The sequence below is a fragment of the Rhodovulum euryhalinum genome, assembly GCF_004342445.1.
In the GTDB taxonomy this organism is placed as follows: Bacteria; Pseudomonadota; Alphaproteobacteria; order Rhodobacterales; family Rhodobacteraceae; genus Rhodovulum; species Rhodovulum euryhalinum.
The window spans coordinates 50,472-67,588 of the sequence record NZ_SLWW01000014.1 but is presented as its reverse complement, the minus strand read 5'-3'; the positions used below and the strand labels follow the sequence as shown (position 1 = coordinate 67,588).

Annotated in this window: 17 protein-coding genes; 9 read left to right on the top strand and 8 right to left on the bottom strand. The window is 66.9% G+C overall.

What is annotated here, in order from left to right; all coding sequences use genetic code 11:
- Complete coding sequence (locus tag EV655_RS15440) at positions 1-666, bottom strand: ChrR family anti-sigma-E factor (RefSeq protein WP_243645101.1); 666 nt, start codon at positions 664-666, stop codon at positions 1-3.
- 8 nt (positions 667-674) lie between these two features.
- Positions 675-1,328: a sigma-70 family RNA polymerase sigma factor gene (locus EV655_RS15435; RefSeq protein WP_132546306.1), complete on the bottom strand. Its 654-nt coding sequence runs from the start codon at positions 1,326-1,328 to the stop codon at positions 675-677.
- Between the two features lie 152 nt (positions 1,329-1,480).
- On the opposite strand from EV655_RS15435, the gene EV655_RS15430 reads away from it, so the two are divergent.
- From EV655_RS15430 to EV655_RS15405, 6 genes are all read left to right on the top strand, one after another.
- Entirely contained in the window at positions 1,481-2,779 is a 1,299-nt protein-coding gene (locus EV655_RS15430) for an NAD(P)/FAD-dependent oxidoreductase (RefSeq protein WP_132546258.1), read from the top strand.
- Positions 2,776-3,540, top strand: coding sequence for a DUF1365 domain-containing protein (locus EV655_RS15425; RefSeq protein ID WP_132546257.1), 765 nt, complete (start codon positions 2,776-2,778; stop codon positions 3,538-3,540). The genes EV655_RS15430 and EV655_RS15425 overlap by 4 nt, the downstream gene beginning before the upstream one ends.
- Positions 3,540-4,772, top strand: a complete 1,233-nt coding sequence (locus EV655_RS15420) for an MFS transporter (protein WP_132546256.1) — start codon at positions 3,540-3,542, stop codon at positions 4,770-4,772. Before EV655_RS15425 ends, EV655_RS15420 begins: the two co-directional genes overlap by 1 nt.
- Entirely contained in the window at positions 4,769-5,332 is a 564-nt protein-coding gene (locus EV655_RS15415) for a DUF3833 domain-containing protein (RefSeq protein WP_132546255.1), read from the top strand. The genes EV655_RS15420 and EV655_RS15415 overlap by 4 nt, the downstream gene beginning before the upstream one ends.
- Positions 5,329-6,069 (top strand): SDR family NAD(P)-dependent oxidoreductase, encoded by a 741-nt coding sequence (locus EV655_RS15410; RefSeq protein ID WP_132546254.1) that lies wholly within the window; start codon positions 5,329-5,331, stop codon positions 6,067-6,069. The genes EV655_RS15415 and EV655_RS15410 overlap by 4 nt, the downstream gene beginning before the upstream one ends.
- Positions 6,070-6,136: 67 nt before the next feature.
- Positions 6,137-6,469 (top strand): DUF3775 domain-containing protein, encoded by a 333-nt coding sequence (locus tag EV655_RS15405; protein ID WP_424511320.1) that lies wholly within the window; start codon positions 6,137-6,139, stop codon positions 6,467-6,469.
- 48 nt (positions 6,470-6,517) lie between these two features.
- Here the strand turns inward: EV655_RS15405 and EV655_RS15400 are convergent, their stop codons facing one another.
- The gene (locus tag EV655_RS15400; RefSeq protein WP_132546253.1) at positions 6,518-6,814 is read right to left on the bottom strand and encodes an HNH endonuclease; all 297 of its coding nucleotides are present in this window, start codon (positions 6,812-6,814) and stop codon (positions 6,518-6,520) included.
- Between the two features lie 10 nt (positions 6,815-6,824).
- Between EV655_RS15400 and EV655_RS15395 the strand changes: the two genes are divergently transcribed.
- Entirely contained in the window at positions 6,825-8,057 is a 1,233-nt protein-coding gene (locus tag EV655_RS15395; protein ID WP_243645100.1) for a TIGR03862 family flavoprotein, read from the top strand.
- Here the strand turns inward: EV655_RS15395 and EV655_RS15390 are convergent.
- From EV655_RS15390 to EV655_RS15370, 5 genes are all read right to left on the bottom strand, one after another.
- A complete protein-coding gene (locus tag EV655_RS15390) occupies positions 8,033-8,620 on the bottom strand; it encodes a glutathione S-transferase family protein (RefSeq protein ID WP_132546252.1) in 588 nt (195 codons plus the stop codon). The genes EV655_RS15395 and EV655_RS15390 overlap by 25 nt on opposite strands.
- A 278-nt stretch (positions 8,621-8,898) precedes the next feature.
- Complete coding sequence (holA, locus tag EV655_RS15385) at positions 8,899-9,921, bottom strand: DNA polymerase III subunit delta (RefSeq protein WP_132546251.1); 1,023 nt, start codon at positions 9,919-9,921, stop codon at positions 8,899-8,901.
- Positions 9,918-10,412: an LPS assembly lipoprotein LptE gene (gene lptE, locus EV655_RS15380; RefSeq protein ID WP_132546250.1), complete on the bottom strand. Its 495-nt coding sequence runs from the start codon at positions 10,410-10,412 to the stop codon at positions 9,918-9,920. Before lptE ends, holA begins: the two co-directional genes overlap by 4 nt.
- Positions 10,399-13,134, bottom strand: a complete 2,736-nt coding sequence (gene leuS / locus EV655_RS15375; protein WP_132546249.1) for a leucine--tRNA ligase — start codon at positions 13,132-13,134, stop codon at positions 10,399-10,401. The genes lptE and leuS overlap by 14 nt, the downstream gene beginning before the upstream one ends.
- Positions 13,135-13,215: 81 nt before the next feature.
- On the bottom strand, positions 13,216-13,773 hold the full coding sequence (locus EV655_RS15370; protein ID WP_132546248.1) for a DUF3576 domain-containing protein: 558 nt from the start codon (positions 13,771-13,773) through the stop codon (positions 13,216-13,218).
- 243 nt (positions 13,774-14,016) lie between these two features.
- Between EV655_RS15370 and EV655_RS15365 the strand changes: the two genes are divergently transcribed.
- Together EV655_RS15365 and EV655_RS15360 are read left to right on the top strand one after the other, a co-directional pair.
- Complete coding sequence (locus EV655_RS15365) at positions 14,017-15,024, top strand: porin (RefSeq protein WP_132546247.1); 1,008 nt, start codon at positions 14,017-14,019, stop codon at positions 15,022-15,024.
- Between the two features lie 123 nt (positions 15,025-15,147).
- Entirely contained in the window at positions 15,148-17,109 is a 1,962-nt protein-coding gene (locus EV655_RS15360; RefSeq protein ID WP_132546246.1) for a tetratricopeptide repeat-containing sulfotransferase family protein, read from the top strand.
- Positions 17,110-17,117 lie beyond the last annotated feature (8 nt).

Sequence of the window (17,117 nt, the reverse complement as noted above, 5' to 3'; positions counted from 1 at the left end):
TCAGATGCCGATGAAGGGCTGGGCAATCCGCGGCAGCAGGCCCGAGAATTTCAGCGGCGCATCGGTCGCGACAAGACAGATGCAGTCGGGGCCGGGGGCGGCGACTGGCGTGTGCTCCATCTCTTCGTTCGCGACCTCGACATCACCGCGCGCGTAAAGGCCCTCGTCATCCTCGAACGCGCCTTGCAGAACCATCGTCAGTTCCATTCCCTTGTGCCCGTGATCGGGCATCGCCATGCCGGCGGGAATGTAAAGCAGACGCACCGAGGCTTCTTTCGATGTCGGCAAAACTGCCTGGCGTATCCTGCCACCCAGCGATTTCCATCTCACGGCTTCCGCATCGCCGCCCACATAGTCGCGCAGCGGCTGGGGGAAAACGGCATTTCCGTCATGCCTGACCATGGCGGATGTTTCGATCCGCTCATCGGCGGGCATCCCGTCGATCAGGCGCATGGTCGCAGCAAAGCTGTCCTCGGCCATCGCACATTCCGGGGCATCGTCCAGCACCGCGCCGCCCACGGCCTCGTATTCCATCAGCCGCGCGCGGCACTCATCGCAAAGCGAGACATGAGTCGCCACGACCAGGCTGAACGCTTCGGGCAGGTTGCCCGCGGCATAGGCCATCAGCAGATCGTCGGTCAGGTGGTGCTTGATCGTTGTGGTCATTGTCTTCTTCATTTCATTTCGTGCCGAAGGCGCTCCAGCGCCAGGCGTATCCTCGATTTGATCGTGCCGAGCGGAAGCCCCGTCTCGGCGGCGATCTCGCTGTGCGAAAGCTCGCCGAAATAGGCCCTTTCGATCAGCATGCGCTGGTTATCCGGCAGGGCAGCAAGCGCCCGGCCCAGTTGTTCGCTCTCCTGTTGCAGGGCGATCGTCTCGGACTGGTCGGGTTCGTGCTCGGGTCCCCAGGGCAAGTCCTCGGGCTCCGGGCGGCGCTGTTTTCTCAGCGCGTCGATCCGCCGGTTCCGGGCGATGGTAAAGACCCATGTCGCGACACTCGCCCGTTCAGGGTCGAACAGGTGCGCCTTGTGCCAGACCGTCGCCATCACCTCCTGCGCGCACTCCTCGGCAAGGGACGCATCCGCGCCCGATTTCATCAGGAACGCCTTCACGCGAGGGGCGAAGTGGCCGAACAGTTCGGCAAATGCGCGCTGATCCCTGCCGGACCGCACCCGCTCGACCAACTGCACCCAACGCACGTCGGACGTCTGTCTCTCGTTCACGACCCTCGCCTCGATCGATCGGACTGCACCATTGCTCACAACAGGATAGGACCTGTCTGGCAGGGCTGCACCCGATTCCTCGGTGGCGCATGAGCCGTTCAACATATCGGGAATACGCCCCTCGCCCCCGGTCGGATCACCGGTCTGCCGAAAAAAACGCCAGATTGCGTCTTCGATCCGCCCGACCGCATCGCACAACTGGACAGCGGTGCGGCCTGGACCATATGCAAGCGACGGACAGAGCAGGAGCAGGACAGATGCCTTTCGAAACCGCAGCGGGCGCCCCCCGGCGCATCGCAGTGATAGGTGCCGGCATTTCGGGCCTGGGCGCGGCGCATTTTCTGGGAACCGACCACCGGATCACGCTGTTCGAGGCGGAAAAACGGCTTGGCGGGCACGCGCGCACGGTGATGGCAGGCAAGCGCGGCGACCAGCCGGTGGACACGGGTTTCATCGTGTTCAACCACGTCAACTATCCGCTGATGACGCGGCTGTTCGACGAGCTTGGCGTGCCGGTCGCGAAATCCGACATGAGCTTTGGCGCGTCGCTGGACGGCGGCGCCTTTGAATACGGGCTGAAGGATCTGAAGGCGGTTTTCGCCCAGCCCTCGAACGCGCTGAACCCGAAATTCCTTGGCATGCTGCGCGACGTGCTGAAATTCAACGCCAATGCGCTGAAGGTGGCCGGGGCGCATCCCGGCGCGACCATCGGCGAGTTCCTCGCCGCGCTTGGCACCGGCGAGTGGTTCCGCGATCGCTACCTCCTGCCGCTCTCGGGCGCGATCTGGTCGACGCCGACGACGGGTATCCTCGACTTTCCGGCGCACGCGATGATCCGCTTTTTCGAGAACCACGCGCTGCTCAGCCACAAGGGCCAGCACCAGTGGTACACCGTCAAGGGCGGGTCCATCGAGTATGTCCGCCGGGTCGAGGCCGCGCTTCTCGCACGCGGCGTCGAGATCCGCACCGGCGCCCCGGTCGAGGCGGTCCGACGGATCGAGGCCGGGGTCGAGGTCCGTGCCAGAGGCGGCGACTGGGAACTGTTCGACGAGGTGGTGCTGGCCACCCATTCCGACGACAGCCTCGCGCTGCTGGCCGATCCCAGCCCCGAGGAACGGGCCGCGCTGGGCGCCGTGCGCTATCAGCCGAACGACGCCGTCCTGCACGCCGACACGGCCCTGATGCCGAAGCGCCGCGCGGCCTGGGCAAGCTGGGTCTATACCGAAGACCGGACCCGCCACAGCGACCGGATCGACCTTACCTACTGGATGAATTCGCTGCAACCGATCCCGGAAAGCGATCCGCTGTTCGTCACGCTGAACAGCAAACGCGAGATCCGCGAAGAGTTGATCCATGACAGGGTCACCTTCCGCCACCCGGTCTACGATCTGGCCGCACTGGATGCACAAAAGCGGATTCGCGACATGAACGGCACGAACCGCACATGGTTCTGCGGCGCATGGATGCGCAACGGGTTCCACGAGGACGGGCTGGCCAGCGCCCATGACGTCGTCGAGGCGATGCGGCGGCGCCAGCCGGAAACGGTGGCGGCATGACCGCGATCGTCGAACATGTCCGCGGCACGACCTTTCACCAACGGCGCGGCGCGGTCGCCCACAAGCTGCACCACACGGTCGATTATGTGCTCTATGACGCCGAAGCCGAGGCGCCGAAGACACCGCGCTGGTTTTCGCTGAACGCGAGGAACCTGATGTCGGTCTGGGACCGCGACCATGGCGGTGCCTGGGGCGAAGGGCGCGGGGCGGAATGGGTGCGCGAGGTTCTGGCGGCGCATGACCTGTTCGCCGCCAAGGGCCGGATCGAGCTGCTGACCCTGCCGCGGGTCATGGGGCATGAATTCAACCCGGTCAGTTTCTGGCTGTGTTACGGCAAGGACGACGCGCTGCGCGTGGTGATCGCCGAGGTGAACAACCCGTGGCGCGACCGACATTCCTATCTGTGCCACCACCCCGACCAGCGCCCGATCGAACCGTCGGACATCCTGACCGCGACCAAGATCTTCCATGTCTCGCCCTTCCTGCCGATCGAGGGCGGCTACCGGTTCCGCTTCGACATCCGGCCCGACAAGGTCGGCATCTGGATCGACTATTCCTCGAACGACGAGACGGGGCTTTACGCAACACTCACCGGCCCGCGCCGGCCGCTGAGCAACTGGGCGATCCTCAAGGGCATGTTCCGCCGCCCCTTCGGCTCGCGCCGGGTTCTGGCGCTGATCCACTGGCATGCGCTGGTCCTGTTCCTGAAGGGTGCCAAGTACCGCGCCCATCCCGAGCCGCCGACCAAAGAGGTCAGCTGATGGCGCAGGCCGCGCCGCTGTCCGGTTATGCGCTGTTCGCGGCGCTGCTGGCGTCGGCGGGGCTGCCGATCTATATCCACGCGCCCAAGTTCTACGTCGACGAATACGGCGTCAGCCTCGCCGCGCTGGGCGCGGTGCTGTTCGGACTGAGGCTGTTCGACGTGGTGCAGGACCCGGTGCTTGGCTGGCTGTCGGAACGGTTGCACCGGGCGCGGGGGCTGGCGGTGGCGCTGGGCGTGGCTCTGCTGGCGGGCTCGATGCTTGCGCTTTTCGCCGTGACGCCGCCCGTGGCGCCGCTCTTGTGGTTCGGACTGACCCTGACGGGGCTGTTCACCGCGTTCAGCTTTCTGACCATCACGTTCTACGCGCAGGGCGTGGCCCGTGCCGGGCGGCTTGGCCCCGGCGGGCATGTGCGCATCGCCGCCTGGCGCGAGACAGGGGCGCTTCTGGGCGTCAGTGCAGCGGCCGTGGCGCCGACGCTGTTGATGTCCTCGGACGCGCCCTTTGCGCTGTTCGCCGCTGGTTTCGCCGTGCTCGGGCTGGTCGCCGCGCTTGCGATGCGCCGGGAATGGCGGCTGCCCATCGCGCCCGAGGACAGCGGCTTTCGCGAGGTGCTGGCCGACCCGATCGCGCGGCGGCTGCTGCTGATCGCCCTGGTCAACGCCGCGCCCGTGGCGATCACCTCGACGCTGTTCCTGTTCTTCGTCGAAAGCCGCCTTGCCGCACCGGGCTGGGAGGGGCCGCTTTTGCTGCTGTTCTTCCTGTCAGCCGCAGCCTCGGCACCGGCCTGGGGGCGGGCTGCGCGCGCCTTCGGGGAAAAGCGCATGCTGATCGCGGGCATGGTGCTGTCGATCCTCGCCTTCGGCTATGCCGCGGTCCTGGGGGCCGGGGACACCCTGCCCTTTGCCCTGATCTGCATCGCCTCGGGCGCGGCGCTGGGCGCCGACATGACCCTGTTGCCCGCGATCTTCGCGGGCCGCATGGCCCATGTGGCGCCGAATGCGGGCCAGGCCTTCGGGCTTTGGTCGTTCGTGTCGAAATTCACCCTGGCCTTTGCCGCGGTGACGCTGCTGCCGCTGCTTGACCGCGCGGGGTTCACCGCCGGGGCCGACAACCCGCCCGAGGCGCTGGCGATGCTGGGGGTTCTATATGCGCTGGTCCCCTGCGCCCTGAAACTGATCGCGATCGCGCTTCTCGCCGCGACGCCACTGACACGGGAGGCGATCCGATGAGCGTTTTTCTTGCGTTCCTCTTTGGTGCGCTGGCAATGCTTGCGCTGCTGGTCCTTCGCGCGCGGACCCTGACCTTTCCCGCCCAGAAGCCCGGGGACTACGCGGGCAAGGGCCCCGCGTTCGACATCCGCAGGCATCTGAACGGCCCGATTCTGTGCGAAGGCGTGATCTACGGCCCCACGGGCCGCGTGGCGTCGCGCTTCGTGGCCGACATCGAGGCGCGCTGGGACGGCAACACCGGCACGATGGCCGAGGAATTCCGCTATGACAGCGGCGCGACGCAAAGTCGCTGCTGGAATTTCACGCTGGGTAACGATGGTTGCATCCGCGCCGAGGCACCCGATGTTGTGGGCAGCGGCGAGGGATGGCAGAAGGGAAGCGGCGTCCATCTGCGCTACCGAATCCGCCTGCCCGAGGAATCGGGGGGGCATGTGCTGGACGCGATCGACTGGATGTATCTGTTGGAAAACGGGACGATCATGAACCGCAGCCAGTTCCGCAAGTTCGGCATCCCCGTCGCCGAACTGGTCGCGACCCTGCGTCCCAAGGAGGCCTCGTGAACGACTGGATCGGCAAACGCTACTGGATCGTCGGCGCAAGCGAGGGCCTGGGCCGCGCTCTCGCGGAACGGCTGAGTGCGCTGGGTGTTGAACTCGTCCTCAGCGCCCGCACGGCCGAGCGGCTGGAGGATCTGGCCGCATCGCTGCCCGCAAGGGCCGAGGTGGTGACCATCGACGTGTCGGACCGCGTGTCGGTCAAGGAGGCGTTCACCCGGGTCGGCAGGATTGACGGGCTGGTTTTCCTGGCCGGCGTCTACTGGCCGCAAGCGGCACAGGACTGGAACGCCGACGAGGTCGAGGCGATGTGCGACATCAACTTCACCGGCGCCGCCCGCGTGCTGGGCCAGGTCGTGCCCGATTTCGTCGCCCGGGACAGCGGCCATATCGTGCTGACCGGCAGCCTGTCGGGGTTCCGCGGCCTGCCCGGCGCGATCGGCTATTGCGCGTCCAAGGCCGGGGTGATGTCGCTGGCCGAAAGCATGCATGCCGACCTTCGCGGCACGGGCGTCAGGGTACAGGTCGTGAACCCGGGTTTCATCCGCACCCGGCTGACCGACAAGAACAAATTCGCCATGCCCTTCATCATGGACCCCGAGCCCGCGGCTCGCGAAGTGGTCGAGCACATGATGACCGACAACTTCTCGCGCAGCTTCCCCACGCCCTTCGCCTGGCTGTTCCGCCTGTCGCAATTCCTGCCCGAATGGGCCTATTACCGGATTTTCGCGCCTCGACGCTGAGCCAAGGCTTGTGCATCCGGCAGGGGCGGGCGAAACTGGCACCGACTTCGGAGGAGACCGCGAAAAGATGGAAGATCTGCTCGAGATCAGCCCGCGCAAGGTGGTGCAGGTGATATTCTATGCCCGCGAAAAGCGCATGGCCGAGGCCGAGCTGCGCGCCTTCATCGCGGCGATGAACGAAGACGAGAAGGCAAGCCTGGTGGCGCTGACCTGGATCGGGCGCGAGACGTTCGACGCCGATGACCTGGCAGAGGCGATCGAAACCGCCAAGACCGAGGCGACGACGCCCACCGAGAACTATCTCGCCAGCATGCCGCTGTTTGCCGACTATCTCGAAGCGGGCCTCGAAGCCATCGGCATCAATCCCAGCGAAGTCGAAGAGGATTTCTTCGATCGCTAACCCCTCGCCCCGAACGGCAACAGGAAACCGTCGCTCCCCGGCACGGTTCTAACGCCGTCGGCGTACACCCGGCGTCCTTGAATGAAACGAAGGTGGGCGCCGTTCCACCCAAGCGATGAATTTTGCCAACCTCGGGTGTGCCCTCAACGCCTCGATCGAGTTATAGTCTCGGGCCAGTTCGGCCTCGGTCAGCGTGGCATGGATCTCGTTGTGGCAGATCTGATGCAGTCGGACCGTGGGCCCGCCCTTGCCTCCGCGCAGCTTCGGGGTCAGATGGTGCAGGCTCTGTTTCGCCTCCAAAGGGATCGGGCGGCCGCAGAGCGGGCAGATCGGCGCGTTGGTCATGGGCGCAAGAATGGGGCGCGTCGGGCGCCCGGGCAAGGGGACGATGGAGCGGATCGGGGCGCTGGTGATCGGGGCGGGGCCCGCGGGGCTGATGGCCGCCGAGGCGCTGGGTGCCGCAGGAATTCCGGCGGTGATCGCCGAGGCCAAGGCGGCACCCGCGCGCAAGTTCCTGATGGCGGGCAAGTCCGGGTTGAACCTGACCCGGGCCGAACCCTTCGACGCGTTTCTAACCGCCTATGCCGAGGCCGCGCCGAACCTGCGCCCGATGCTTGAGGCCTTTGGCCCCGATCAGGTCTGCGCCTGGGCCGAAGGGCTGGGCCAACCGGTCTTCACCGGCAGCACGGGGCGGGTGTTCCCAAGGGCAATGAAGGCATCGCCGCTGCTGCGCGCATGGCTGAGGCGGCTCGATCGCCAAGGCACGACGCTGAGAGCCCGCTGGCACTGGACGGGGTTCGACGGCGACACGGTCCGGTTCGCGACGCCGGAGGGGCCGCGCGCGGTTCTGGCCGGCGTCACGATTCTTGCCCTCGGCGGGGCAAGTTGGGCGAGGCTGGGCTCGGATGGCCGCTGGGCCGATGCAGTCGCCGCGCAGGGCGTGCCGCTGGCACCCTTTGCGCCGGCCAATGTCGGGCTGCGGGTGGACTGGTCGCCACCGATGGCCCGCCATTTCGGCCAGCCGGTCAAGGGCGTTGCCCTACGCGCGGGAAACGGGCCCTGGCACCGGGGCGAGTTCGTGATCTCGGCCCGCGGGCTTGAAGGTGGCGGCATCTACGCGCTGTCGCGGTCCTTGCGCGAGGGCGCGCCGCTGGTCGCCGACCTGCTGCCGGACTGGACACCTGAAAAGGTCGCTGACCGCCTCGCCCGGCCGCGGGGCAAGGCGAGCCTTTCCAACCACCTGCGCAAGGCATTGGGGCTCGACCCCGCACGGCTGGCGCTGTTGATGGAATTCGCCCGCCGTCTGCCCGAGGGCGCGCCGCTTGCCACACTCGCCAAGGCCCTGCCGATCCGCCACGCAGGCCCGCGCCCGCTGGACGAGGCGATCTCGACGGCGGGGGGCGTGTGCTGGCAGGCGGTGGATGGCGACCTGATGCTGACCGCCCGGCCCGGCACCTGGCTGGCCGGCGAAATGCTGGATTGGGAGGCCCCCACGGGCGGCTATCTCCTCACCGCCTGCCTTGCCACCGGGCGCTGGGCGGGCGCGGCTGCGGCGCGGCGGCTTCAGGCGTCCTGCGCGCGCATGTAGGCCGGGCGCGCCCGCATCCGGGACAGGTAGTCCGACAGAACCGGCTCGGTGATCGGAAAGCACGCGGTCTCGGCCCAGTCGCCACAGTGGGTGAGGATGATATCGGGTACGGTCATCGCCGCGCCCATCAGGAACGGTCCTTCGCCCATCCGCCCCACAAGCACCTTCTGGCTGCGGACGAATTCCCATTTGAGGCTGTCCTTGATCGCCGATTGCCGCAGTGCCTCTGGCAGCACGCTGCTGTGCCGCGCCGCCATCCACAGCGCCGAATCGAACTCGTCCAGCAGGAACTGGGTCAGGCTGTCCTGCCGGGCGCGGTCGATGGTGCCGGCAGGATAGGTCAGCCGCCCATGGCGGTCGGCAAGGAAGGTCAGGATCGCGGTCGAATCGGGGATCGGCACACCATCGGCGATCAGCACCGGTACCTTGCCGGCCGGATTCAGGGCGACAACGTCCTCCGAGCGCGGCAGGGCCGGCAAATGCTCGTAAGGGAGGCCAAGCTCCTCCAGCATCCAGAGCACCCGCCTTGCGCGGCTGTTGCCGCTGCCGATCACGCGATACATGTCACGTCCCCCGGTTTTCCCGAAAGGGTTCTCAACTTGATTGCGCAAGATCAAGCCCCACCCGGCGCAATTCGCCGCTCGAGGTCGCCCCGCACAGGCATCAAGGTCGCTTCTTCATCACGACCGCGACACCAGAAACCGCAAGGTCAGGAATACCTGTCTCCGAATCCGACGCGTCTGGCACATCGCCCTGTGCGGCGAAGGGACACCCCCAAGCGTCATGGGTTTGGTTGACCGCGTTTCCGCCCGCCACCGGACAACGTGGATGCAGAGCCGGTCTAGGCCTTCGCCAGCCGGGCCAGCCGGATCAGGCTGCGCTCCATCACCGCCATTTGCGGCGCACGCTGTGAGGACCGCAGCACAAGGTCAGTATCGATCAACAGGCCCAGCGCCTGTTCCAGACGGCGCAAGCCCCAGGCCTGCGCCTGCCGCACCATCCGGTCGCGCGCCTTGAAATGCACCGGCGGGCGCAGGCGCGCGATTCCCTGCGCAGGTCCGCCCGGATCGGCCGTCGCGGCATGCAGCGCGCGGAAATGGCGCGTCGCGGCAATGCACAGGGTGACCGGCGTGACCCCCTGCGCCTCGAGCCGCCGCAAGAGCGGGCCGATCGCGGCGGTGTTCGCCTCGGCGACGATATGGATCAGGTCGTCGGCATCCGCCTCGGTCGAGCGGGGCGCGCAGACCGCCACTTCGTCCGGCGTGACGGGCGCGGCATCGCCCAGCTTGTAAAGCGCAAGCTTCTCGACCGTCTGGCGAAAATCGCCGGGGTCGAGCGCCGTGGCAAGATCCGCCAGCGCGCCCATCGCCGACCGGTCGAGCCCCGACAGCCCCGCCCGCGCCAGCATCGCCTCGATCTCGTCGCGGCCCGGCGGGTCGTCGTAGATCGCGACCGCATAGGCGTTCCGGTGGGCTTCGAACGCCTTGCGCAGTCCCGAACGCGGCGTAAGCTGCCGGGCCGTCACCACCAGTTGCGCATCGCCCGGCTGCCAGTCCTCCAGCACGGACACAACGGTGTCGGCCTGGGTGTCGGACGCGTCCTCCAGGAATACGACGCGGGGGCCCGGGAAGAATCCGCGCGCCTTGATCGCGTCCAAAAGAGCGGCGGGGTCGGCGCGCAGGTCGCCCGCCATCATCCGCGTCAGCCGCATTTCCTCTTCGGCCCCGGGACCAAGCAGCGTTGCGATCACCTCCTGGCGCTTCAGCGCCACGCGCATCGGGTCGGGGCCGTAGAGCAGAAGCCCCGCCCGGTCGGGATCGGGCCGGGCGAAATAGCGCGCCGCCTCGCGGGGCGAAAGTTTCATCGCGCGCGGTCGCCCGCCGTGGCGACCAGACGGGTCACAAGCTGGTCGGCCAGCATCACCATCAACCGCCGTTCCGCATCGCGTTCGGCAGCCAGGGTGGCAACGGTGCTGCCAGTGGCAGAATAGGCGGAAAAGGCCTTGATGGTGCCCGATTGCACGGTGGTGCCGGTCGACAGGTCGACAAGCTGGAACGGCAATTCACCCCGCAGGGTATAGCGCGTGGTCTCCTGCGCTTCGCTGATCCCAAGCCCTTCGCGGATGGTCGAGAGACGATAGCTCAACCGGTAAAGCGGCGCCTCGGCACGGCCCAGCCGCTCTTCCAGCCGCTCGACCAGCGCAAAGGCGTTGCGCGTGTCGGGCGGGTCGACCGCGATCCGGCCACGCAGTCCTTCGGCCACGCCGCCCGGACCATAGGCCGGCCGGAAGCCGCAGCCGGCAAGCGCCAGCCCGGAAAGAACGGCAAGGAAGGTGCGGCGGTCAGACGACGACATTGACGATGCGGCCCGGCACGACGATCAGCTTTTTCGGGGCGCCGCCATCCAGCGCCTTGGCCACAGCATCGTCGGCCAGCACCAGCTTTTCAACCTCTTCGGCAGACATGTCCTTCGGCACCCGGAGTTCCGACCGCCGCTTGCCGTTGATCTGGATCGGCAGCGTGACGGTATCCTCGACCAGCAACGCCGGGTCCGCCTTGGGCCAGGGCGCGCGGGCGATCAGACCTGCCCCCCCCAGCATGTCCCAGATTTCCTCGGCCAGGTGCGGGGTCATCGGCGCCATGAGCTGCGCCATGACCATCGCGGCCTCGCGGCGCGCGGGCAGCGAGGCGGTCGATTTCGCCAGCACGTTGGTGAAGGCGTAGAGTTTCGCGACCGAGGTATTGAAGCCGAAGCTTTCGATCCCCATCGTCACGTCGTGGATCGTCTTGTGCAGGGCGCGGCGGAGGGTCAGATCGTCTCCGCCCGTTGAGGCCGCGCCCTCGCCTTCGGATTCGTAGGCGGCGACCCCGCCCCCCTGCCCCATCTCTTCGGCAATGCCGTTGGCGATACGCCAGACCCGGCCCAGGTGCCGGTGCGCCGCCTCGGCGCCCGCCGAGGTCCACTCCACGTCACGCTCAGGCGGGCTGTCGGACAGCACGAACCAGCGCGCGGTATCGGCGCCAAAGGATTCTATGATGCTGACCGGATCGACCACGTTCTTTTTGGATTTCGACATCTTGGCCGAGGGAGTGATCTTGATTTGGCTGCGATCCAGAACGTCAAGGTAGTCCTTGACGTGCTGTGGATTCGAGGGGTCGAGGCCGTCAGCAACCATTTCCGATCGAAGCACTGCCGACCGTTCGCCGCCAAATTCAGCAATCACGACGTCTTCCGGCAAGTAGTACTGATCAAAGGCTATCTCGACCTCCGAGCCGTCTTTAGCGCGGCTTTTTCTGAGGCCTTTGCTTTCGTAGATCTCGTGCGTCACCATGCCCTGCGTGAACAGCGCATCGAAGGGCTCGATGGCCTTCGAGGGCAGGTGGCCGGTGATCTGCATCGCGCGGGCGAAGAACCGGGAATACAGAAGGTGCAGGATCGCGTGCTCGATCCCGCCGATGTACTGGTCGACATTCATCCAGTATTCGGCCTCGGCCCTGTCGGTCGGCGTGGCCGCATGGGGCGCGGTGAAGCGGGCGTAGTACCACGACGAATCCACGAAGGTGTCCATCGTGTCGGTTTCGCGTTTCGCGGGCTTGCCGCAGGACGGGCAGGCACAGTCGCGCCATGTCGGGTGGCGGTCGAGCGGGTTGCCGGGAATTGAGAAGTCGATCGGCTTTCCACCCTCGTCATAGGGCAGCTCGATCGGCAGGTTTTCCTTCTTCTCGGGCACCACGCCGCAGGCGTCGCAATGCACCACCGGAATCGGACAGCCCCAATAGCGTTGCCGCGACAGGCCCCAGTCGCGCAGGCGGAACTTGGTCACGCCTTCGCCGATGCCCTGCGCCTCGCAATGGCGAATCGCGGCGTCGATGGCCTCTTCGCCGCTGGCGACCTCGTCCCAGGCGAAGGGCTTCGTCCAGCGGACCTTTTCGGTCTTGGGCGGCACGAACGCCTCGGCTCCGACCGGCTGACCGTTCTCAAGCGCGACGAAGGTGTCGATCACGTCCAACCCGTATTTCCGCGCGAAATCCAGGTCGCGCTGGTCGTGCGCCGGGCAGCCGAAGATTGCCCCCGTGCCATAGTCCATCAGGATGAAATTGGCGATGTAGACCGGCAATTCCCATTCCGGATCAAACGGATGGCGCACCCTCAGTCCGGTGTCGAAACCCTTCTTCTCGGCTGTTTCCAGCTCTTCCTCGCTGGTCCCCATCCGGCGACATTCGGCGCAGAAGGCGGCCACCTCGGGGTTGCCGTCCTCCAGCGCCTTCGCCAGCGGGTGGTCGGGCGAAATGCCGAGGAAACTCGCCCCCATCAGCGTGTCGGGGCGCGTCGTGTAGACCTCGATCCGGTCAAACCCCTCGGGCCCGTCCGCCAGCCCGAACGCCATCTGCAACCCGCGGCTCTTGCCGATCCAGTTGCGCTGCATCAGCTTGACCTTCTCGGGCCAGTTTTCCAGCCCGTCGAGCGCGTCCAGCAGTTCCTCGGCGAAATCGGAAATCTTGAAGAACCACTGCGTGAGTTCCCGCCGTTCCACCGGCGCGCCCGACCGCCAGCCCTTGCCCTCGATCACCTGCTCGTTGGCCAGAACCGTCATGTCCACCGGGTCCCAGTTGACCACGGCGTTCTTGCGATAGACCAACCCCGCCTCAAGGAAGTCGATGAACATCGCCTGCTGCTGGCCGTAATATTCCGGATCGCAGGTGGCGAATTCGCGCGACCAGTCGATCGACAAGCCCAGCGGCTTCATCTGCGCGCGCATGTCCGCGATGTTGCCGTAGGTCCAGTCCTTGGGGTGGCCGCCGCGTTCCATCGCCGCGTTTTCCGCGGGCATCCCGAACGCATCCCACCCCATCGGGTGCAACACGCTGAATCCGCAAGAGGATTTGAACCGCGCCACCACATCGCCCATGGTGTAGTTGCGCACATGCCCCATGTGGATGCGGCCCGACGGATAGGGGAACATCTCCAGCACGTAGTATTTCGGACGCGCCGGGTCGTGACAGGCGCGGAACGTCGCGTCCGCCTCCCATTCGTCCTGCCATTTCCGCTCGATCTCGGCCGGGATGTAGCGCGCCATGTCAGCAATCCTCAGTCAAACGCCGGGCGCATGGCCCGGCGTCGTGCATAATCGGCGACGCGCGGGGCGTCCAGTGGCCGCTCAAAGCTTGCTGTCGCGGATCCGGATCTGGCGGGCGCGGGTCATGATCGCGTCCTCGACCGCGCGTACGGTGGCCGAGTCGACCGCGCCCGACTGGCTGTGCAGCGCGACCTTCAGTGACCGCGCATCCAGCGCCGGGTCCTGCACATAGACGGTCGCGCGATAGGCCCGTCCGCCGCCGGGGGGCGTGCCGTAACCCGTTACGATGACGCCGGAAAACGGATCGACCGACCGAATCGGCAGGAAGTTCAGCACATCGAGCGAGGCCTGCCAGAGATACTTGTTCACCTCGACCGTGGTGTTCGGGTCGTCGGAATTGGTGAACAGGTCCCAGATCGTCGATTTCGACTGCCGGTCCCGATCGATCTCGGCCATCGGCGTGTTTTCGTACTGCCGGGCGATGTTGGCCTCGCGCGACTGTTCCAGCGCGGCGCCTTCCTCGGGGGTCAGAACCCGCGGCTGCCGGTCGCGGCCGAACAGCCCGCTGTCGCCGCAGCCGGAAAGGCCGACAGCCAGCATCCCGATCAATGCCCCGCGAGCGATGCGGTGAAAGGTCATGACCTGCGCCCTCTTTGTCCTTGGGCTGTGCTTAGCCGAGCCGGCCAAGGCGGACAAGGTTTTTCCCTTGCGGCACGTCCGCTTGGGCGCGGGGGCGGTGTGGCTTTGCTGCATCAATCGGGGGCGCCGTTCAGGGGGGCGGGTGGTGTTCCTTGCATTTGAGGGGGGCAAGAGCGAAACCCAGAGCATACTCAGATCGGATGCTCCGGCCTGAGGTGCATCTTTAACGAATGAGGGAAAACCATGAAAAAGGTTCTCTTCGCGACCACCGCGCTGGTTGCCACGGCCGGCATCGCAGCGGCCGAAATCACCTTCTCCGGCTACGCCGAGATGGGCGTCGTCGGCGGCGGTGACGACAGCATCGGCTTCGCCCAAGAAGGCGCTAACAATGCCACAACCCAGTTCCACAACGATCTGATGCTGAAATTCTCGGCCTCGACCGAGACCGACATGGGCGTCACCGTCGGTGTCAGCACCGAGATTCAGAAAGCCGAAGGTGAAGCCAACGGCAACTTCGGAGCTGACAATACCGCGATGTTCATCTCGGGCAGCTTCGGCACCCTGACCATGGGCGAGATCGACGGCGCGGCGGACTACCGCCTGACCGAAAACTCGGGCAACCCGGGCACGATCGGTGACGACGAAACGATCCATGCCGGGTTCAACTTCGGCTATGGCGACGCCGCCTACGACAACCAGATCCTGCGCTACGACTATAACTTCGGCGATTTCGGGTTCTCGGTTTCGACCGAACTTGACGATTCCGGCGCGCGTGACGATGGTTTCGCTGTTGGCGTCAACTACAACACCCAGATGACCGGCGTCGATCTGGGCCTCGGGCTTGCCTATCAGGAAGCTGAGCTCAATGGAGTTTGGGCTCCGGGTTACCTGGATGACTACGGCTACGCGGCGGCCGCTGGTGACATGGACCTCTGGGGCCTCTCGCTGACTGCCGACTTCCAGAATGGCTTCGTCGGTGGGCTGACCTACACGTCCTACGACTTCACCGGCAATGACGATGCCGACCACTGGAGCATCTCGATGGGCTACGAGATCAACGCTTGGTCGTTCCACGCCAACTATGGCGAGTATGACTGGGACGTCAGCAACGATGCCAGCGGCTACGGCCTTGTCGTCGCGTATGACCTCGGCGGTGGCGCCTCGGTGCACGCGGGCTACGGCGACTCGGACATCGACAACACTGCCGGCGACTTCGAAACCTGGTCGCTCGGCTTGGCTATGAAGTTCTAAGTCGCAAGACTTTCGGACTGGAAGAGCGGGCCTTGCGCCCGCTCTTTTCTTTTGCGGGCGGGCAAATCGACAACCGGCCCGGCCCGTGCTAAGCCCCGGCCCGAGGATCCGGAACCGGTGCCCATGCAACCCCCAAGCCCCGCACAGATCGCCCGTCTTTACCAACAGGGCGTCGACCGGCAGGCCGCTGGCGATCTGGATGGCGCCGAGGCGCTGCTGAAACAGGTGCTGGCCGCCCGCCCCCGCCAGCCCGAGGCGCTGTTCCAACTGGGCCGGATCGCGATGGCCCGCGGCGCCCCCAAACGCGCCGTCCAGCAGTTCGAAAAGGCGGCGCAGGCGAAACCGGGCGAACCCGCGATCTGGCTGGCCTGGGCCGAGGCACTGGCCGCGCTGGGCGACAAGGCCCGCCTCCGCGGCTTTGCCGCCAAGACCAGGGCCGCACGGCTGCCGCCCGACGTGCAGGCCCGCATCCAGGCGGTACTCGCCCGCGGCACCCGCCCCGGAATTCCGGGCCCCGGCGTTCTGGGATCGGCCCCCCCGGCCGAGATCGACGCGCTGCTGGCATTGGTCAATTCCGGCCGGCTGGACGCGGCCGAGCCCCGCGCCGCCGCGTTGCGCGCCCGCCATGCCGATTCCGCCGTGCTGGCCGACATTCACGGCACCGTCCTGAACCGGCTGGGCCGCCCCGACGCGGCGCGCGCCGCCTTTGCCGAGGCGCTGCGCCTGGCCCCGGAACTGGTCGAGGCGGCGCTGCATCTGGGCGAGGCGCATCTGGCGGCGCGGGACTATGCCGCCGCGGCCGACGCGTTCTCGCGCGCTATCGCCCTTGGCCAAACACGGCCCCAGACCTTCGAGGCGCTTGCCCGCGCGCTGGAACGGGCCGGGCGCCCCGAGGACGCGCTTGCCGCCCATGACCGCGCCGTGGCCGCCGCCCCCGACCGCCCCGAGGTTCACGGCCGCCGCGCGATCCTGTTGCAGCAGATGGGCCGGTTCCAGGAGGCCGAGGCCGGATTCCGCCGGTCGATCGACCTGGACCCGACAAACGGCGAGCCGTTCCGGCTTCTGGTCAAGGGCCGCCGGATCGGCGCCGACGATCCCCTGGTGGCCGAGATGGCGGCGCTGTGGGACCGGCCGGACCTGAGCGACCACAGCCGGATGAACCTCGGCTTTGCGCTGGCCAAGGCGATGGAGGATGCCGGGCAGCCCGACCGCATCTTTGCCTATCTGCACCCGGCCAACGCGCTGATGCGCAAGCTTTACCCCTATGACATCGCCGAGCGCCGGGCCGAGATCGACGCGCTGAAGGCCGCCGTGGCGGACACCGATTTCACAGCGCGCCGGGTGGCCGGGGTGACGGACTACGCGCCGATCTTCGTCACCGGCATGCCGCGCTCGGGCACCACGCTGGTCGAGCAGATCCTCGCCAGCCATTCCCGCGTCACCGGCGGGGGCGAGCTGGGATTCGTCGCGGGCGAAGCAATGCGGCTGATGTCCGACGGTGCGGGCGGGCTGCGGCCGCTGTCCGGCCTGGGCGACCGGGAAATCGCGGAGTTCGGCCATGCGGTCGAGGCGCATCTGCGGATGCGGCTGCCCGGTTCGGACATCGTCACCGACAAGTCGATCCAGACCTACATGGTGGCGGGGCTGGTGCGGCTGGCATTGCCCAACGCGCGGATCGTCGTCGTGCATCGCGACCCGCGCGACACCTGCCTGTCGATCTACAAGAACATCTTCGCCGAGGGCACGCACCGCTACGCCTACGACCTGCGCGACCTGGGGCTTTACTACCGGATGTTCGTCGAGGTGATCGACTTCTGGCGCGCGCGTCTGCCGGATGGCTTTCACGAGATTCGCTACGAGAACCTGATCGCCGACCCCGAACCCCAGGCGCGCGCACTGGTGGCCGCCGGCGGGCTGGCATGGGAGGATGGCTGCCTCGACTTCCACAAGACCGAACGCCGGGTGGCGACGCTCAGCCTGCACCAGGTGCGCCAGCCGATCTATGCCACGTCGATGAAGGCGTGGGAACGGCACGCGGACGAACTGGCCCCGCTGATCGAGGCGCTGGGCGATGCAATAGACTGAGGGGGACA

Bases quoted from the DNA above. Each gene is read 5' to 3' on its own strand.
- EV655_RS15420 (WP_132546256.1), top strand. From the start codon at position 3,540: ATGGCGCAGGCCGCGCCGCTGTCCGGTTATGCGCTGTTCGCGGCGCTG.
- lptE (WP_132546250.1), bottom strand. From the start codon at position 10,412: ATGTCGTCGTCTGACCGCCGCACCTTCCTTGCCGTTCTTTCCGGGCTG.
- EV655_RS15400 (WP_132546253.1), bottom strand. From the start codon at position 6,814: ATGACCAACGCGCCGATCTGCCCGCTCTGCGGCCGCCCGATCCCTTTG.
- EV655_RS15430 (WP_132546258.1), top strand. From the start codon at position 1,481: ATGCCTTTCGAAACCGCAGCGGGCGCCCCCCGGCGCATCGCAGTGATA.
- EV655_RS15425 (WP_132546257.1), top strand. From the start codon at position 2,776: ATGACCGCGATCGTCGAACATGTCCGCGGCACGACCTTTCACCAACGG.
- EV655_RS15435 (WP_132546306.1), bottom strand. From the start codon at position 1,328: ATGTTGAACGGCTCATGCGCCACCGAGGAATCGGGTGCAGCCCTGCCA.
- EV655_RS15390 (WP_132546252.1), bottom strand. From the start codon at position 8,620: ATGTATCGCGTGATCGGCAGCGGCAACAGCCGCGCAAGGCGGGTGCTC.
- leuS (WP_132546249.1), bottom strand. From the start codon at position 13,134: ATGGCGCGCTACATCCCGGCCGAGATCGAGCGGAAATGGCAGGACGAA.
- EV655_RS15405 (WP_424511320.1), top strand. From the start codon at position 6,137: ATGGAAGATCTGCTCGAGATCAGCCCGCGCAAGGTGGTGCAGGTGATA.
- holA (WP_132546251.1), bottom strand. From the start codon at position 9,921: ATGAAACTTTCGCCCCGCGAGGCGGCGCGCTATTTCGCCCGGCCCGAT.
- EV655_RS15370 (WP_132546248.1), bottom strand. From the start codon at position 13,773: ATGACCTTTCACCGCATCGCTCGCGGGGCATTGATCGGGATGCTGGCT.
- EV655_RS15365 (WP_132546247.1), top strand. From the start codon at position 14,017: ATGAAAAAGGTTCTCTTCGCGACCACCGCGCTGGTTGCCACGGCCGGC.
- EV655_RS15415 (WP_132546255.1), top strand. From the start codon at position 4,769: ATGAGCGTTTTTCTTGCGTTCCTCTTTGGTGCGCTGGCAATGCTTGCG.
- EV655_RS15360 (WP_132546246.1), top strand. From the start codon at position 15,148: ATGCAACCCCCAAGCCCCGCACAGATCGCCCGTCTTTACCAACAGGGC.
- EV655_RS15395 (WP_243645100.1), top strand. From the start codon at position 6,825: ATGGGGCGCGTCGGGCGCCCGGGCAAGGGGACGATGGAGCGGATCGGG.
- EV655_RS15440 (WP_243645101.1), bottom strand. From the start codon at position 666: ATGACCACAACGATCAAGCACCACCTGACCGACGATCTGCTGATGGCC.